This is a genomic window from Actinoplanes aureus, assembly GCF_015704865.1.
Classification (GTDB): Bacteria; Actinomycetota; Actinomycetes; order Mycobacteriales; family Micromonosporaceae; genus Actinoplanes; species Actinoplanes aureus.
In genome coordinates this window covers 128,278-144,072 of the sequence record NZ_JADQTO010000019.1, presented here as the reverse complement: position 1 = coordinate 144,072, position 15,795 = coordinate 128,278, and the positions used below count along the sequence as shown (strand labels likewise).

The following is a 15,795-nucleotide window of genomic DNA, read 5'->3' as shown; positions in this document are numbered from 1 at the left end:
CCAGACAACGGACCAACTAGAGTGAGAACCATGCGTGCGCGAATGGCCGACATCGCCAAACAGGCTCAAGTCAGTGAGGCGACGGTGTCGCGTGTCATCAACGACCGCCCCGGCGTCTCAGCGGAAACACGGCAGGCGGTTCTCACCGCACTAGACGTTCTCGGTTACGAACGACCGGAACGCTTGCGCAAGCGCAGCGCCGGGCTCGTCGGCCTGGTCGTCCCGGAGCTCGACAACCCGATCTTCCCGGCCTTCGCCCAGGTGATCGAGTCGAGCCTGGCGCAGCACGGCTACACGCCGGTGCTGTGCACCCAGTCACCGGGCGGCGTCACCGAGGACGAGTACGTGGAGATGCTGCTCGACCGGCAGGTCTCCGGCATCATCTTCATCTCCTCGCTCGCCGCCGACACCACCTCGGACCGCTCCCGCTACCAGCGCCTGCTCGACCGGCCACTGCCCATCGTGCTGGTGAACGGGTATGCGGCGGGCCTCGAGGCGCCCTTCGTCTCCTGCGACGACCGGCTGGCCGGCGACATGGCCGTCACCCACCTGGTCGCGCTGGGTCACCGCCGGATCGGCCTCATCTCCGGCCCCAACCGCTTCATCAACACCCAGCGCAAGCTGGAGGGCTACCGCGCCGCCATGCGCCGGGAGACCGGCTTCTCCGAGCCCGAGCTGGACGACCTGGTCTCGCTGACGCTGTTCGGCGTGGAGGGTGGTGAGGTGGCCGCGGAGCGGCTGCTCGCCAAGGGCGCGACCGGCCTGATCTGCGCCTCCGACATGATGGCGCTCGGCGCGATCCGGGCCGCGCGGCGCCGTGGGCTGCGGGTGCCGGAGGACGTGTCGGTGATCGGCTTCGACGACTCCACGCTCATTCCGTTCACCGACCCGCCGCTGACCACGCTGCGCCAGCCGGTGACCTCGATGGCGGTGGCGGCGGTGCGCTCCCTGGTCGACGAGATCCACGGGCACGGCGCGCCGCACTCGGAGTACCTCTTCCACCCCGAGCTGGTGGTCCGCAACTCGACGGCGATCGCCCCGGTCCGGGCCGACCTACCGGTCGCCACACCGGCCGCCTGAAATACCGGCGATGGGCGGCCAGGTTCCGGCCGCCCATCGTGAGAGCGTTCTCTGCTCTTATGGAAAAGGAGGCGCCCCGCCATTAATACGACGGGGCGCCTGATGAAGAAATCAGCCCTTCGTGCCGCCCGCGGTAAGGCCCGAGACAAGATGCTTCTGCGCGAAGAGGAATACGATTCCGGCCGGGATGGTGACGAGCACCGCAGCCGCGGTCAGATATTCCCACTGCGCATTGAACTGGGGCACGAACTGCTGGAGGCCGTACGCCAGGGTGAATTTGTCGTCGGTCTGCATGAAGGCCGAGGCGTACGCCACCTCACCCCAGGCGGTGAGGAAGGTGTAGAAGCCGGTGACCGCGATGGCCGGCCGGGCGAGCGGCAGGATGACCCGGTAGAAGGTACGGAACGGGCCGCAGCCGTCCAGCGACGCCGCCTCGTCCAGCGAGGTCGGGATGGAGTCGAAGTAGCCCTTCAGCATCCAGGCGCAGAACGGCACCGCGATGGTCAGGTACGCGATCACCAGCGCCGGCAGCGTGTTGATCAGCCCGAGGGTGGCCATGATCGTGTAGATCGGGACGATCAGGATGGCGACCGGAAACATCTGCGTGACCAGGAAGACCATCATCAGCGGCCGGCGACCCGGGAAGTTGAACCGGGACAGCGCGTACCCGGTGGTGGCCGAGCAGAAGATGCCGATCAGCATGGTCAGCGCCGCGACGATCACCGAGTTCAGGAACCAGGTCGGGAAACTGGTCTCGAACAGTACGTACTCGTAGTTGGCCAGGGTCGGGTCCTTGACCAGGGTGATCTCGGTGCTCTGCACGGCGTAGCCGGGCTTGAACGAGGAGAGCACCACCCAGGCGATCGGACCGATCGCGATCAGCGAGGCGACGATCAGCGTGCCGTGCAGCAGCACCGACATACCGACCGAGCGCCGGCCGCGACGTGGCCGGTTGAGCGGGGCCGGACTCACCGGCACCGCGGCCGCCGGAGTGACCGGCGCACTAGTGGCCATCTGGGTCATCACCACACCTCGCCTTGCTTGCGCAGCACCCGGCGGTAGAACACCGAGAAGATGAGCAGGATCGACAGGATCAGCACGCCGTAGGTGGAGGCGAGCGAGTAGTTCCGGATGCCCTCGAAGGCGGCCCGGAAGGCACCCGTCACCAGGATCTCGGTCTGTCCGGCCGGCTGCCCCTCGGTCACCAGGAAGATGATCGGGAACATGTTGAAGGTCCAGATCGTGCCGAGCAGGATCACGGTCATGCTGACCGGCCGCAGACCCGGCAGGGTGATCGCGCGGAACCGCTGCCACGCCGACGCGCCGTCGATCTCGGCCGACTCGTAGAGCTCCTCGGGGATGCTCTGCAGGCCGCCGAGCAGGGCCACCATCATGAACGGCACACCGAGCCAGATGTTGGTGAGGATCGCGACGAGCAGCGCGGACCACCGCTCGGAGAACCAGGCGACCGAGTCGATGCCGACCGCGTTGAGCAGCGAGTTGACCAGCCCGAGGCGCTCGTTGAAGAGGAATTTCCAGGCGAAGGCGCTGATGAAGGCGGGCACCGCCCAGGGCAGCACGAGCAGCACCCGGTAGAGACCACGGAACCGGATCTGCCGGTGCAGCATCACGGCCAGGCCGAGACCGAGGCCGTAGTGGAAGGTCACGCCGGCGATGGTCCAGACCAGTGTGTTGCCGGCCCACAGCCAGAACTCACCGATCTTGCCGGTCAGGATGTTGACGTAGTTGTCGAAGCCGACGAACGACCAGGCGTTCGGGTTCTCCTTGCAGACCTCGCCACCGGTGATGGACTTGGTGCAGATCTCGGCGAGCTGGTTCGCCTCGGTCTGGTCGGTGAACGAGATCCAGACGCCGTTGATCAGGGGGTAGAAGATCAGGACCGCCATGACGAGGACGACGGGCACGACCATCGCCCAGGCGGACCAGTGCTTGTCCCAGCTGCGCCGCAGCTTGGGCAGTAGTCCGGCGCCGCTCGGCGCCGGATCGGCGGTAACCGTGGTCATCTCAGGTGCTCCAGGGGAAGCAGGCGCGGCTGGGAAAACGGGCGCCGGCCTCGCGGCCGGCGCCCATCACAAGAGATCAGGAGGCGGAGTACGCCGGGACGACCTCTGCCTTGTACTTCTCAGCGACCGCGTCGAGCGAGGCCTTCGGGTCCTTGTTCTGGATCAGGACCTCGGTGGCCATCTGGTCGAGCGGGCCGAAGAACTGGCCACCCTCGGGAATCCACGGGCGGCTCGCGGCGGCCTCGGCGACCGGCTTGAACGCGGAGACGACGGCGTTGTTCTTGACCGCGTCGACCTCGTACGCCGACTTGCGGGTCGGCAGCAGGCCCAGCTTCTCGGCGAGGAGCGCCTGGGACTCGGCGGAGTTGAGGAACTTGACGAACTCGACGGCGGCCGGGGCCTTCTCCTGCGGGACGCCGGACCAGATCACGTAGTTGTGCCCACCGATCGGCGCGGCGGCCTTGGCGGAACCGGCCGGGACCGGGGCGATGCCGAGGTTCTCGACGCCACCGAAGGCCGGGGCGGTCTTGATGTTGTTGACCTCCCACGGGCCGTTGATGATGAACGCGACCTTCTTCTCCTTGAAGAGGGTCATCATCGTGCCGTAGGAGTCGGTGGCCGACGGCTTGACCGAGGCGCCGCTGTCGATCAGGTCCTTGGCGATCTTCAGACCCGCGACGTTCTGCTCCGAGTTGACGGTGATCTTCTTGCTCGCCGTGTCGACGACGTCACCGCCCTCGCCGTACATGAACGGCAGGGTGAAGTAGCCGGCCGCGTTGACGTACAGGCCGTCGGTGCCGGTCTTCGACTTGATGGTCTGTGCGGCGGTCTTCAGCTCGGCCCAGGTCTTCGGCACCGTGACGCCGGCCTTCTCGACGAGCTCCTTGTTGTAGAGCAGCGCCAGGCTGTCGGTGACCTGCGGTACGCCGTAGGTCTTGCCGTCGAACTTGTTGGAGGCGAGCGGCGCCTCCAGGTAGTCGGCCTCGTCGGCGAGCAGCTCCGAGCCGTCGAGCGCGTAGAGGTAACCCAGCGAAGCGAACTCCGGGACCCAGGCGACCTCGGCCCGCAGAATGTCCGGCGCACCGGTCTTGGCCGCGGCAGCGGTCTTGAACTTGTTCTGCGCGTCCCCGAACGGAACCGACTGGTAGTTGATTTTGACGTTCGGGTAGGTCTGGTTGAACTTGCTGATCAGTTCCTTGAACGCCGGACCCTCGTTCTTGGCGTCCGAGGTGTCCCACCACGTGAGCTCGGCGGAGAGGGAGGCCGGGTCGACCTTGGCCGCCTCGGTGGACTCCTCCTTCTTGTCTCCACCGCAGGCCGCGATGGAGAAGGCGAGGGTCACGGAGGCCAGAGCGGCGATTCCCTTGGTTATGCGACGCATGTTGCGCTCCTTGATTACCTGCTGGGTTCGGACGGACCGTAGCAAGAAGTTTCTGAGTTAGAAACCCCTTGCGAACCAACTTGCAACACTGCGCTCTTCGGAAGACCCACGATCCGGACTAAGCGGGCGAGGCAAGGCCTCTAGCTGCGGCTCTGTCCGCGTGCAACACACTGTCGCAACGCAATCGTCATGGAAGCGGTTGCATGAGTTTGCCAGCGAGGGCGGTCCGCCGTCAGCCCTTGGAAGAACACAGCTCTGCAACTTCTTTCACGATGCACTGAAAGCCCTGACTGGTCCGGAGCAGGCCCACGGCGCAACCAGTAAGAAAGCGGACAGGCAATGTAAAAAGGCGGTGACAGGCTCATGCCTGTCACCGCCCTGGATGGACGCCGGGTGTCAGATCACCGCGGCACGACCTTCTCCACCGCCCACTGCCGCCAGGTGTCCAGCTTGTGCTGCACCGTGGCGAGCTGCTCGGCCACCGGGCCCGGACCCGTCGATCCGGGAGTGGTCCGGGCGGCCAGTGCCGACGCGACCGAGAGAACCTCGCGGACGGACGGGTCGAGATGCTCGCTGACCGTCTTCAGGTCGTCGTCGGTGACGTCCTCCAGCTCGCACTCACGGGCCGAGCAGAGCGCCACCAGCTTGCCGGTGATCTCGTGCGCGTCGCGGAACGGCACTCCCTTGCGGACCAGCCAGTCGGCGACCTCGGTGGCGAGCGAGAAACCGACAGGCGCGGCGGCGGCGAGACGGTCCACCCGTACCGTCATCGTGGAGATCATGCCGGCCAGAGCCGGCAGCAGAAGCTCCAGAGTGTCCACCGCATCGAATGCGGGCTCTTTGTCCTCCTGCATGTCCCGGTCGTAGGTCAGCGGCAGTCCCTTGAGCATGGTCAGCACCGCGACCAGGCCACCGACCAGCCGGCCGCTCTTGCCCCGGGCCAGCTCCGCGATGTCCGCGTTCTTCTTCTGCGGCATGATCGAGGAACCGGTGGCGAACGCGTCGTCCAGCTCCACCCAGCCGAACTCGGTGGAGGTCCAGAGCACCACCTCCTCGCCGAGGCGGGACAGGTGCACGCCGATCAGCGCGGTGGCGAAGAGGAACTCGGCGACGAAGTCACGGTCGGCGACGGCGTCCATCGAGTTTTCCGCGGGGGCGGTGAAGCCCAGCTGCTTGGCGACCGCGGCCGGATCCAGCGGCAGCGACGAGCCGGCCAGGGCACCGCTGCCGAGCGGGCTGATCGCGGCACGCACGTCCCAGTCCCGCAGCCGCTCCAGGTCACGCAGCAGCGGCTGGACGTGAGCGAGCAGCCAGTGCCCGAAACTGACCGGCTGCGCGTGCTGCACGTGGGTCATGCCCGGCGCCGGTGTGTGCACGTTGCGAGCCGCCTGCTCGGTCAGCGCGTCAGCCAGCTCGATCAGCGCCACGGCCACCCCGCGGGCGTGATCCCGCAGATAGAGGCGCAGGTCGGTGGCGACCTGGTCGTTACGGGACCGGCCGGCGCGCAGCTTGCCGCCGAGCGAGCCGAGCCGCTCCAGCAGGCCCCGCTCCAGGGCGGTGTGCACGTCCTCGTCCTCGATCGTGGGCCGGAACTCGCCGGCCGCGCACGCCGACTCCAGGTCGTCCAGGGCGGCCAGCATCCGGCCCAGCTCGTCCGCGTCGAGCAGACCCGCGTTCGCCAGCACCCGGGCGTGCGCGCGGGAGGCGAGCAGATCGTACGGCGCGAGCCGCCAGTCGAACTGGACGCTGACGCTCAGCCGGGCCAGCGCCTCCGCCGGACCGCCCGCGAAACGAGCACCCCAGAGCCGCGTGGGCTCTTCGTTCTCCGGCACACCTTCTCCTTGGTCACTCGCGCAGGAAACTACTTCCTGACCCTATCGCTGAGGCGGTCAGGCAGGACCTCACGCCTCGATGCATAAAAATACTACCAAGATGATAAAGTTGCGTCATGGCCAGCCTCGATCTCACCGGCGACATCGTCGATCTCACCCGGACCATCTGCGACATCCCGAGCGTCAGCGGCGACGAGAGAGCTCTCGCCGACGCCGTCGAGACCGCCCTGCGCGCATACCCGCACCTCGAGGTTCTCCGCGACGCCGACGCCGTGGTGGCCCGCACGACTCTCGGCCGTGACACCCGCGTCGTCCTCGCCGGCCACCTGGACACCGTGCCGATCGCGAACAATCTGCCGACCACGATCACCGGCGAGATCCTGTCCGGCCGGGGCACGGTCGACATGAAGGCCGGGGTCGCCGTCTTCCTCCAGCTCGCCGCGCTCCTCGACCACCCGCGCTACGACGTCACCTACGTCTTCTACGACCACGAGGAGGTCGCGGCGAAGCTCAACGGCCTGGGCCGTCTGGTCCGCAACCACCCGGACTGGCTGGCCGGCGACTTCGCGATCCTCGGCGAGCCCTCCGACGGCACGGTCGAGGGCGGCTGCCAGGGCACCATGCGGGTGAAGATCACCGTGCCGGGCGTGGCCGCGCACGCCGCCCGCTCGTGGCGCGGCAGCAACGCCATCCACAGCGCGGGGGCGGTGCTGGACGTGTTGCGCGCCTACCAGCCGCGGCAGCCGGTGGTCGAGGGTTTGCAGTACCACGAGGGTCTCAACGCCGTGAAGATCGAGGGCGGCATCGCCGGGAACGTCATCCCGGACCTGTGCACCGTCTACGTCAACCACCGTTTCGCCCCGGACCGCGACGTCGCCGCGGCCGAGGCACACCTGCGCTCGGTGTTCGCCGGCTTCGAGCTGGAGGTGGTCGACGCGGCCCCGGGCGCGCGGCCCGGGCTGGACCGGCCGGCCGCGAAGGAGTTCGTCGACCTGGTCGGCCGGGTGCCGCAGGCGAAGCTGGGGTGGACGGACGTGTCCCGCTTCGCCGGGCTGGGGATTCCGGCGGTGAACTACGGGCCGGGCGATCCGCTGCTGGCGCACACCGACGGCGAGCATGTGCCGGTGCCGGAGATCCGTCAGGCGCTGCGCGTGCTGACCAGCTGGCTCAGCTGAGGCGGTCCGCCGAGGTGAGGCGGAAACTACGCGTCAGATCGTTGAGGGCCTCGCTGAGCTGAGTCAGCTCGTCGGCGGCCTGCCGGGAATGGTCGGCGCTGTCCCGCGTACGGTCGGCGATGTTCTCGGTGATCTCGCCGCTGCCGACCGCGGCGTTGGAAACGCCGCGGTTCATCTCTCCGGTGGTCGCGGTCTGTTCCTCGACGGCCGACGAAGAACCCGTGCTTCAGCTCGTGATCCGACGCGGTGTAGGCGGTCTGCAAGCCGTACGCGTCGGAGAACCGGAACTGGAGCAGGGCTACCGCCCGGGCCTTCCGATCGATGATCTCGACGACCGCGCGGGCCTGCTTGTCCACGTCCGCCCGGACCAGGCTGGCGCTGGCAGCTACTAGGATCAGCAGCTACCAGCCGCAGCACGGACGGGTCAGTTCGCGGGGTTGGCGGCGGCGCGGGCGATCGCGCCCGGCACCGAGTACATGTGGGCGAAGGCGCGGGCCTGCTCCCCGGTCCACAGCGACGAGCCGTGGCCGTAGACCACGCCGGACCGGGTGGCGGCGTCCAGCAGGCTGTACGGGCTCTTGCTGCCGAGCGGCACGATGTTGCCCTTGTGCAGCAGCACCCGGACGGTGCCGGTGACCCGGGTCTGGCTGGAGTCCAGGAAGGCCCGGAAGTCGTCCATGATCGGGTCGAAGTACATCGCCTCGTGCAGCATGTCGCCGTACGTGTTGCCGAGCGTCGCCTTGGTGGCCTGCTGGCGGTTGGAGAGCACCAGCTTCTCCAGCTCGCGGTGTGCGGCGATGAGGATCAGCATGCCGGGGGCCTCGAAGCCGACCCGGGCCAGGTTGCCGACCATGGTCGAGCCCATGTGGATGCCCCGGCCGATGCCGTGCTCGCCGCCGAGCTCGTTGAGCGCCTGAAGGATGGCGAAGTTCTCGGTGTCCTCGGTCAGCGGCTTGCCGTCCGGCGTGGTCGCCGAGACGACCTGGCCCTTGTCGAAGGTGAGCTGCAGTTCGACACCCGTCGCCGGGGCCGCGTCGATCGACCTCGTGTACGTCCAGGCGTCCTCCGGCAGGTACTCCCAGGAGCCGTAGGTCTCCTCGCCGCCGATCGAGGTGCCGATCAGACCCTCGTTGATCGAGTACTTCTTGACCTTCTCGCTCACCTCGTAGCCGCGGCCGCGCAGGAAGTCGGTCTCCTCCTCGCGGGTGAGCCGCTCGTCCCGGATCGGCGTGACGATCTCCAGCTGCGGTGCCAGCGCGCGGATCACCGCGTCGTAGCGGACGTGGTCCGCCCCGGCGCCGGTGGAGCCGTGCGCAACGGCGTCCGCGCCGACCTTCAGTGCCACCTCGACGACCTTCTCCGCCTGGATCAGCCGCTCCGCGCCGACGCACGACGGGTAGGCGCCGTTGCGCAGATAGTTCGCCTTGATCGCGTACGTGATGACGCGGTCGTAGAGCTCCGCGCGGGCGTCAACGATGTGGTGCTCGACGGCGCCCAGCTCCTCGGCGCGGGCCTTGACGGCCTCGCCCTCACCGCTGTGCAGGCCGCCGGTGTCGATGTTCGCCGTCACCACGTCCCAGCCCGCCTCGCGGAACGCGACGAGGGCGTACGAGGTGTCCAGGCCGCCGGAGAAGGCGAGAACGATCTTGCGCTTGGTGGTCATTGCGGCTTTCCTTCGAGAATCGGCACATACGTCTTGCCGTCGCGGCGGACGTGGCCGGGCGGCAGGACATGGAATACGCAGCGGCCCGCCTCGATGTCCTTCTGCATCGCCCGCTGGCGATCGTAGTCGAAGGGATCGAGCAGGAAGGTCGGCTCGGGCAGCTCTCCCCCGGCGGGCAGGGTGAGGTCGCTCTGGTAGACGAACGAGCCCGGCGAGGTGTGGAACGGAACGGTGGCGACCAGTACCCGCAGCGGGCCGAACTCGGTGTGCACCTTGAGCGCGCTGTTGTCGTACTGGGTGACGCCGTCGAGCTTCTGCGCCCGGTAGGCGGAGAGGGCCAGCGCCTTGGCCGCCTTGCCGAGGCCGACCGCCGGCATCAGCGACCACAGTGACCAGCCGACCCAGCGGCCGTGCTCGGCGCTCGGCGCGGCGCAGTAGCCGCCGACCGGGACCGGGCCGCGGTAACCGTTGTCGCGCATCTCCTGCTGCACCTTGCGCAGCAGCTGCTTGACGTCGGTGTCGAAACGGAACGTGGACCGCTCCACCATCGCGGCGAAATCGTCCTGCGGCAGCCCGGCGATCAGCGCGGCGGCCGGCATCAGGATCAGGTCGACCATCACCCACTGCGGCATCGGGATGCCCCGGTCGCCGAACGCGATCCCGTTGATCACGTTGAAGTAGTTCAGGAAGTCGCGTATCGACCAGTCCTTCTCCGTCGTGTCGGTGAAGTCCAGCCAGGTCAGCTTGTGCCCGTACGGGTTCTCGTTGAGGTGCGGCCGCAACGTCTCGTTGGAGGCGAGGAAGAACTCCACGCCGTGCCCGACCAGCGTGTCGGTGTGATCGGCGAAATCGGGGAAGCGTGCCTCCACCGCCGGCATGAAGGTCATTGATGGCTCTCCTCACGGTGTTCGGAGTCCGACCGGCTCCAGTTGCCGAGCTTCTCGGCAAGTGCGGCGCCGGAGGTGGGCCCGCCGTCGCGGGCCACGACGAAGATGGTGTCGTCGCCGGCGATGGTGCCGACGACGTCCGACAACCCGGACCGGTCCAGCGCGCTGGCCAGGAACTGCGCGGCACCCGGCGGGGTACGCAGCACCGCGATGTTGCCGCTGGAGTCCACCCCGGTGAGCAGTTCCCGCAGCAGCCGGATCAGCCGGGCCGGACCCTGCTGGGTCTCCCGCAGCGGACGCTTGCCGTCCTCCGGGATCAGGTACGCCCCGCTCACCTTGACCGCGTTGAGCTCCTCCAGGTCCCGGGAGAGGGTGGCCTGGGTGACCTGCACGCCCTCGTGGGCGAGCAGGTCGGCCAGCTCGGTCTGCGAGCGCACCGTCCGGCTGCGGATCAGCTCGACGATCCGGGCGTGCCGCCCGGCCCTGGTCACCGGCGCGCTCACTTTTCCCGGACCGCCAGCAGCCAGCTCAGCAGGGCCTTCTGCGCGTGCAGCCGGTTCTCCGCCTGATCGAAGACGGCACTGTGCGGCCCGTCGATCACCTCGTCGGTGATCTCCTCGTTGCGGTGCGCCGGCAGGCAGTGCAGCACGATCGCGTCCGGCGCGGCGGCCGCGACCAGGTCCTTGTTCACCTGGTACGGCCAGAACGGGGTGAGCCGGTCCTTCCCGTCCGCCTCCTGGCCCATCGAGGTCCAGGTGTCGGTGGCCACCACGTGCGCGGCGTCGACCGCCTCGCGCGGGTCGCGCAGTACCTCGACCGAGCCGCCGGTCCACGCCGCGATCTCCGCTGCCCGGCTGACCACGGCCGGCGACGGGTCGAAACCGGAGGGGCCGGCGACACGGACGTGCATACCGGCGGTCGCCCCGGCGATCAGGTACGAGTGGGCCATGTTGTTGGCGGCGTCACCCACGTACGCCAGCGTCCGGCCGGACGTGCCGCCGAACCGCTCCCGGACCGTCATCAGGTCGGCGAGAAGCTGGCAGGGGTGGTAACCGTCGCTGAGCGCGTTGATCACCGGGACGTCGACGCCGGACGCCAGCTCGGCCAGCCGCTCGTCCCCGTGGGTGCGGTAGACCATCGCGGCCACGTACCGGGAGACCACCCGGCCGGCGTCGGCGAGGCTCTCGCCGCGCCCGAAGTGGGTGTTCTGGGTGTCCACGATGATCGGCTGCCCGCCCAGCTCGGCGATGCCGGCCTCGAAGGAGAGCCGGGTCCGAAGGCTGGCCTTGTCGAAGAAGACCGCCACCGAGCGCGGGCCGGCCAGGGGCGTGTAGGCGAACCGGTTCGCCTTCATCTCGGCGGCCAGGTCGAGCACGTCCGACTGTTCCTGAGGGGTGAGGTCGTCGTCGCGGAGGAAGTGGCGCAGGGTCACCGGATACCGTCCAGGGCAGCGATCAGGGCATCGGCCTGATCGGAGGAGATGATCAGGGGCGGGGCCAGCCGGATCACGTCCGGCTTGGCCGGGTTGACCAGGAAGCCGGCGTCGCGCAGCTTCGCGGCGATCTCGGCGGAGACCGGCTGGGTGAGCACGACGCCGAGCAGCAGGCCGGCGCCGCGTACGTGGCTGACCAGGGGGTGGTTCAGGCCCTCGAGGCCGCGGCGCAGCTGCTCGCCGACCCGCTTCACGTGGTCGAGCAGGCCCTCGTTGGCGATCGTGCGGATCACCGCGAGGCCGGCCGCGCAGGAGACCGGGTTGCCGCCGAAGGTGGTGCCGTGCGAACCGGGCGTCAGCAGGTCGGCGGTCGCGCCGAAGGCGATGCAGGCGCCCAGCGGCAGGCCGCCGCCGAGGCCCTTGGCCAGGGTGATGATGTCCGGCTCGACGCCCTCGCCCTGGTGGTGGAACCAATGCCCGGTACGCCCGATGCCGGTCTGCACCTCGTCGAGCACGAGCAGGGTCCCGGACCGGTCGCAGATGGAGCGGGCCGCCGCCAGATATCCCGGGGGTGGGACGACCACGCCGTTCTCCCCCTGGATCGGCTCCAGGATGACCATCGCGGTCTCGGTCGTCACCGCGGCTTCGAGAGCCTCGACATCGCCGAACGGGACATGGGTGACATCGCCCGGAAGCGGCCGGAACGGATCGGCCTTCGACGGCTGCCCGGTCAGGGCCAGGGCGCCCATGGTCCGGCCGTGGAAGGCGCCGTCAGTGGCCACGACATGGGTGCGGCCGGTCAACCGGGAGATCTTGAAGGCGGCCTCGTTGGCCTCGGCGCCCGAGTTGCAGAACAGCACCCGCCCGGACCGGCCGGCGAGCGCGAGCAGCAGGTCGGCGAGGGCCACCGGCGGCTCGGAGATGTACAGGTTGGAGACGTGACCCAGCTGCTGGATCTGCTGTGTCACCGCGGCGACCACGGCGGGGTGGGCGTGGCCGAGAGCGTTGACCGCGATGCCTCCGAGGAAGTCGACGTACTGCTTGCCGTCCTCAGCGGTCAGCACCGCGCCCTCGCCACGCACCACGCCGATCGCCGGGGTGCCGTAGTTGTTCATCATGGACGCCTGCCACCGATCGACGAGGCTCATGCCGACACCTCCGCTTCGCTCCGGCATCGACATGAGTCCGGCACTGAACCCATCGATTCGCTCGCAAGCTCGCGAATGGCAGGGACTACCATCGTTCCGAATCCTTCTTCCGTGAAGACTTCGAGCAGAGTCGAGTGGCCGACCCGGCCGTCGACGACGTGCGCGGCGGGCACCCCGCCACGGACGGCACGCAGGCAGGCCTCCATCTTGGGTGCCATCCCGGACTCCAGGCCGGGCAGCAGTTTCTCCAGTGCGTCGGCGTCGATCTCCGAGGTCAGCGAGTCCCGGTCCGGCCAGTTCGTGTAGAGGCCGGGCACGTCGGTGAGGACGACGAGCTTGCGGGCGCCGAGCGCGACGGCCAGGGCCGAGGCGGCGGTGTCCGCGTTGACGTTGTGCAGCACCCCGTCGGCGTCCGGTGCCACGGTCGCGATCACCGGAATCCGGCCGGCCGCGATCAGGTCGTCCACGGCCGAGGTGTTCACCTGGTCCACGTCGCCGACCTGGCCGATGTCGACCGGTTCGCCGTCGATCACGGCCTGCCGGCGGACCGCGGTGAACAGGCCGGCGTCCTCACCGGAGAGGCCGACCGCGTACGGGCCGTGCTGGTTGATCAGCCCGACCAGCTCCCGGCCGACCTGCCCGACCAGCACCATCCGGACCACGTCCATGGCCTCCGGGGTGGTGACCCGCAGGCCGCCGCGGAACTCGCTCTCGATACCGAGCCGGCCCAGCATGCGGCTGATCTGCGGGCCGCCGCCGTGCACCACGACCGGCTTGATGCCGACCAGCCGCAGGAAGACCATGTCGGCCGCGAACGCCTCCTGAAGCGCCGGGTCGATCATCGCGTTGCCGCCGTACTTGATCACGATGGTGCTGCCGTGGAAACGCTCCAGCCAGGGCAGCGCCTCGATCAGGATCTCGGCCTTCTGTTGCGCTTTCACGAGGAGTACGCCGAGTTCTCGTGGACGTACCCGTGGGACAGATCGGTGGTCCAGATCGTCGCGCTCATCTCACCCTCGTGCAGGTTCACCGTGACCTTGACGTCCCGCCCGGTGAGGTCGACCTTGTTGCGGTCCTCGGCGGCCGCGCCGTTCTTGCAGATCCAGACGCCGTTGATCGCCACGTCGATCCGGTCCGGCTCGAAGGCCGCGCTCGTGGTGCCGACCGCGGCGAGGATCCGCCCCCAGTTCGGGTCGTTGCCGAAGAACGCCGTCTTCACCAGGTTGTTGCCGGCGACCGTCCGCCCCACCTGCACCGCGTCCGCCTCGCTCGCCGCGCCCATCACCTCGATGGCGATGTGCTTGGTGGCGCCCTCGGCGTCGCCGATCAGCTGCTGGGCCAGGTCGTGGCAGACCTCGGTGACCGCGTCGGTCAGCTCGGCGAGCGTCGGCTGCGCGTCGGAGGCGCCGCTGGCGAGCAGCAGCACGGTGTCGTTGGTGGACATGCAGCCGTCCGCGTCGATCCGGTCGAAGGTGACCCGGGTGGCCGCGCGCAGTGCCGCGTCGAGGGTCTCGTTGTCGGCTGACGCGTCCGTGGTGATCACCACGAGCATGGTGGCCAGCGCCGGAGCGAGCATGCCCGCGCCCTTCGCGATCCCGCCGACCGACCAGCCGCCGCGCTGGGCGACCGCGTTCTTCGGCACCGTGTCGGTGGTCATGATCGCCTCGGCCGCCCTGGTGCCGCCGTCGCCGGCGAGCGCCTTCGCGGCCGCCTTCACACCCGGCAGCAGCCTGTCCATCGGCAGCAGCTCGCCGATCAGGCCGGTCGAGCAGACCGCCACGTCACCGGCGCCGATCATCATCGGCTTCCCGCCGGTACGCAGCGCGGCCGCGGTGTGCTCGGCGGTGGCGTGGGTGTCCCGGAAACCCTGCGAGCCGGTGCAGGCGTTCGCGCCGCCGGAGTTGAGCACGACCGCGCGGATCACACCGCCCTTGAGCACCTGCTCGCTCCAGAGCACCGGCGCGGCCTTGACCCGGTTGGCGGTGAAGACACCGGCCGCGGTGAAGTCCGGCCCGTCGTTGACGACCAGGGCGACGTCGGCGTTGCCGCTGGTCTTGAGCCCGGCGGCGACCCCGGAGGCCCGGAAACCCTTCGGATGGGTGACAGTCACGGCGCAACTCCGAACACCGACAGGCCCGTGGTCTCGGGCAGCCCGAACATGATGTTGGCGACCTGCACGGCCTGGCCGGCGGCGCCCTTGCCGAGGTTGTCCAGCGCGCTGACCACGATGATCCGGCCGGAGTCGATGTCGACCGTGGCCTGCAGGTGGCACGAGTTCGACCCCGCGGTGGCCGCGGTGTGCGGCCAGGTGCCCTCCGGCAGCACGTGCACGAACGGCTCGTCCGCATACGCCGCCAGCAGGGCCTCGCGCGGATCCCCGCCGTTGAGCCGGCGCGCGGTCACCGTGGCCAGGATGCCGCGCGGCATCGGCGCCAGGATCGGCGTCATCGACAGCGATGCCGCGCCGGTGGCCTGCTTGATCTCCGCGACGTGCTGGTGCGCGCCGACCTTGTAGGGCGACAGGTCGCCCATGATCTCGCTGGCCAGCAGGTGGGTCTTGGCGTTGCGCCCGGCCCCGGAGGTGCCCGACGAGGCGACGACCACGACGTCCTCCGGGTCGGCCACGCCGGAGGCGATCAACGGCGCGAGCGCGAGGGTGATGGTGGCCGCATAGCAACCCGTGTTCGCCACCCGGTCGGCCGCGGCGATCGCCGCCCGCGCGCCGGGCAGCTCCGGCAGCCCGTAGGTCCAGGTGCCGGCGTGGCCGCCGCCGTAGTAGCGGGTCCACTGCTCGGCGCTCTCCAGCCGGAAGTCGGCGCCCAGGTCGACGACCCTGACCCCGGCGTCGAGCTGGGCGGCCACGGCCGCCGACTGCCCGTGCGGGAGGGCGAGGAACACCAGGTCAGCGCCGCTCAAGGTGGCCGCGTCGGTCGCGCCGAGCGTCAGGTCCAGGCCGGCCAACTGCGGATGTACGGCACTGACGGGCGAACCAGCCTGGCTGTGTGCTGTGGCCGTGACGAGGTCGAACTCGGGGTGCCCGGCGAGCAGGCGGAGCAGTTCGCCCCCCGCGTACCCACTTGCCCCTGCTACCGCGACCCGGATTCCCATACTTACCTCCGCATGACTATGCAGAAGACCGTATCAACTCGCAGAGCCCCGCGGCAACCGCATTC

The 15,795-nt window shown here is 69.2% G+C and carries 15 protein-coding genes; 2 read left to right on the top strand and 13 right to left on the bottom strand.

Annotation, left to right across the window (positions count from 1 at the left end; translation table 11 throughout):
* Window positions 1–30: 30 nt before the first annotated feature.
* Window positions 31–1,080, top strand: coding sequence for a LacI family DNA-binding transcriptional regulator (locus tag I4J89_RS33050; RefSeq protein WP_196418062.1), 1,050 nt, complete (start codon window positions 31–33; stop codon window positions 1,078–1,080).
* Between the two features lie 111 nt (window positions 1,081–1,191).
* Here the strand turns inward: I4J89_RS33050 and I4J89_RS33045 are convergent, their stop codons facing one another.
* From I4J89_RS33045 to argH, 4 genes are all read right to left on the bottom strand, one after another.
* On the bottom strand, window positions 1,192–2,103 hold the full coding sequence (locus I4J89_RS33045; protein ID WP_196418061.1) for a sugar ABC transporter permease: 912 nt from the start codon (window positions 2,101–2,103) through the stop codon (window positions 1,192–1,194).
* Window positions 2,103–3,104, bottom strand: coding sequence for a carbohydrate ABC transporter permease (locus I4J89_RS33040; RefSeq protein WP_196418060.1), 1,002 nt, complete (start codon window positions 3,102–3,104; stop codon window positions 2,103–2,105). Before I4J89_RS33040 ends, I4J89_RS33045 begins: the two co-directional genes overlap by 1 nt.
* A gap of 76 nt (window positions 3,105–3,180) precedes the next feature.
* Window positions 3,181–4,485, bottom strand: a complete 1,305-nt coding sequence (locus I4J89_RS33035; protein WP_196418059.1) for an extracellular solute-binding protein — start codon at window positions 4,483–4,485, stop codon at window positions 3,181–3,183.
* A gap of 401 nt (window positions 4,486–4,886) precedes the next feature.
* Window positions 4,887–6,317 carry an argininosuccinate lyase gene (gene argH / locus I4J89_RS33030; protein ID WP_196418058.1) on the bottom strand — a complete coding sequence of 477 codons (1,431 nt, stop codon included), beginning with the start codon at window positions 6,315–6,317 and terminating at the stop codon, window positions 4,887–4,889.
* A gap of 116 nt (window positions 6,318–6,433) precedes the next feature.
* Between argH and dapE the strand changes: the two genes are divergently transcribed.
* Window positions 6,434–7,492 (top strand): succinyl-diaminopimelate desuccinylase, encoded by a 1,059-nt coding sequence (dapE, locus tag I4J89_RS33025; RefSeq protein ID WP_196418057.1) that lies wholly within the window; start codon window positions 6,434–6,436, stop codon window positions 7,490–7,492.
* Here the strand turns inward: dapE and I4J89_RS33020 are convergent.
* From I4J89_RS33020 to argC, 9 genes are all read right to left on the bottom strand, one after another.
* Window positions 7,485–7,667, bottom strand: coding sequence for a hypothetical protein (locus I4J89_RS33020; RefSeq protein ID WP_196418056.1), 183 nt, complete (start codon window positions 7,665–7,667; stop codon window positions 7,485–7,487). The genes dapE and I4J89_RS33020 overlap by 8 nt on opposite strands.
* Before the next feature lie 249 nt (window positions 7,668–7,916).
* Complete coding sequence (argG, locus tag I4J89_RS33015; protein WP_196418055.1) at window positions 7,917–9,155, bottom strand: argininosuccinate synthase; 1,239 nt, start codon at window positions 9,153–9,155, stop codon at window positions 7,917–7,919.
* A complete protein-coding gene (locus tag I4J89_RS33010; RefSeq protein ID WP_196418054.1) occupies window positions 9,152–10,042 on the bottom strand; it encodes a hypothetical protein in 891 nt (296 codons plus the stop codon). The genes argG and I4J89_RS33010 overlap by 4 nt, the downstream gene beginning before the upstream one ends.
* Window positions 10,039–10,545, bottom strand: coding sequence for an arginine repressor (locus tag I4J89_RS33005; RefSeq protein ID WP_196418053.1), 507 nt, complete (start codon window positions 10,543–10,545; stop codon window positions 10,039–10,041). Before I4J89_RS33005 ends, I4J89_RS33010 begins: the two co-directional genes overlap by 4 nt.
* A complete protein-coding gene (gene argF, locus I4J89_RS33000) occupies window positions 10,542–11,474 on the bottom strand; it encodes an ornithine carbamoyltransferase (protein ID WP_196418052.1) in 933 nt (310 codons plus the stop codon). The genes I4J89_RS33005 and argF overlap by 4 nt, the downstream gene beginning before the upstream one ends.
* Entirely contained in the window at window positions 11,471–12,622 is a 1,152-nt protein-coding gene (locus tag I4J89_RS32995) for an acetylornithine transaminase (protein ID WP_196418051.1), read from the bottom strand. Before I4J89_RS32995 ends, argF begins: the two co-directional genes overlap by 4 nt.
* The gene (argB, locus tag I4J89_RS32990) at window positions 12,619–13,563 is read right to left on the bottom strand and encodes an acetylglutamate kinase (RefSeq protein ID WP_196418050.1); all 945 of its coding nucleotides are present in this window, start codon (window positions 13,561–13,563) and stop codon (window positions 12,619–12,621) included. The genes I4J89_RS32995 and argB overlap by 4 nt, the downstream gene beginning before the upstream one ends.
* Complete coding sequence (gene argJ / locus I4J89_RS32985) at window positions 13,560–14,732, bottom strand: bifunctional glutamate N-acetyltransferase/amino-acid acetyltransferase ArgJ (RefSeq protein ID WP_196418049.1); 1,173 nt, start codon at window positions 14,730–14,732, stop codon at window positions 13,560–13,562. The genes argB and argJ overlap by 4 nt, the downstream gene beginning before the upstream one ends.
* Window positions 14,729–15,730, bottom strand: coding sequence for an N-acetyl-gamma-glutamyl-phosphate reductase (argC, locus tag I4J89_RS32980; RefSeq protein WP_196418048.1), 1,002 nt, complete (start codon window positions 15,728–15,730; stop codon window positions 14,729–14,731). The genes argJ and argC overlap by 4 nt, the downstream gene beginning before the upstream one ends.
* Between the last annotated feature and the right edge of the window lie 65 nt (window positions 15,731–15,795).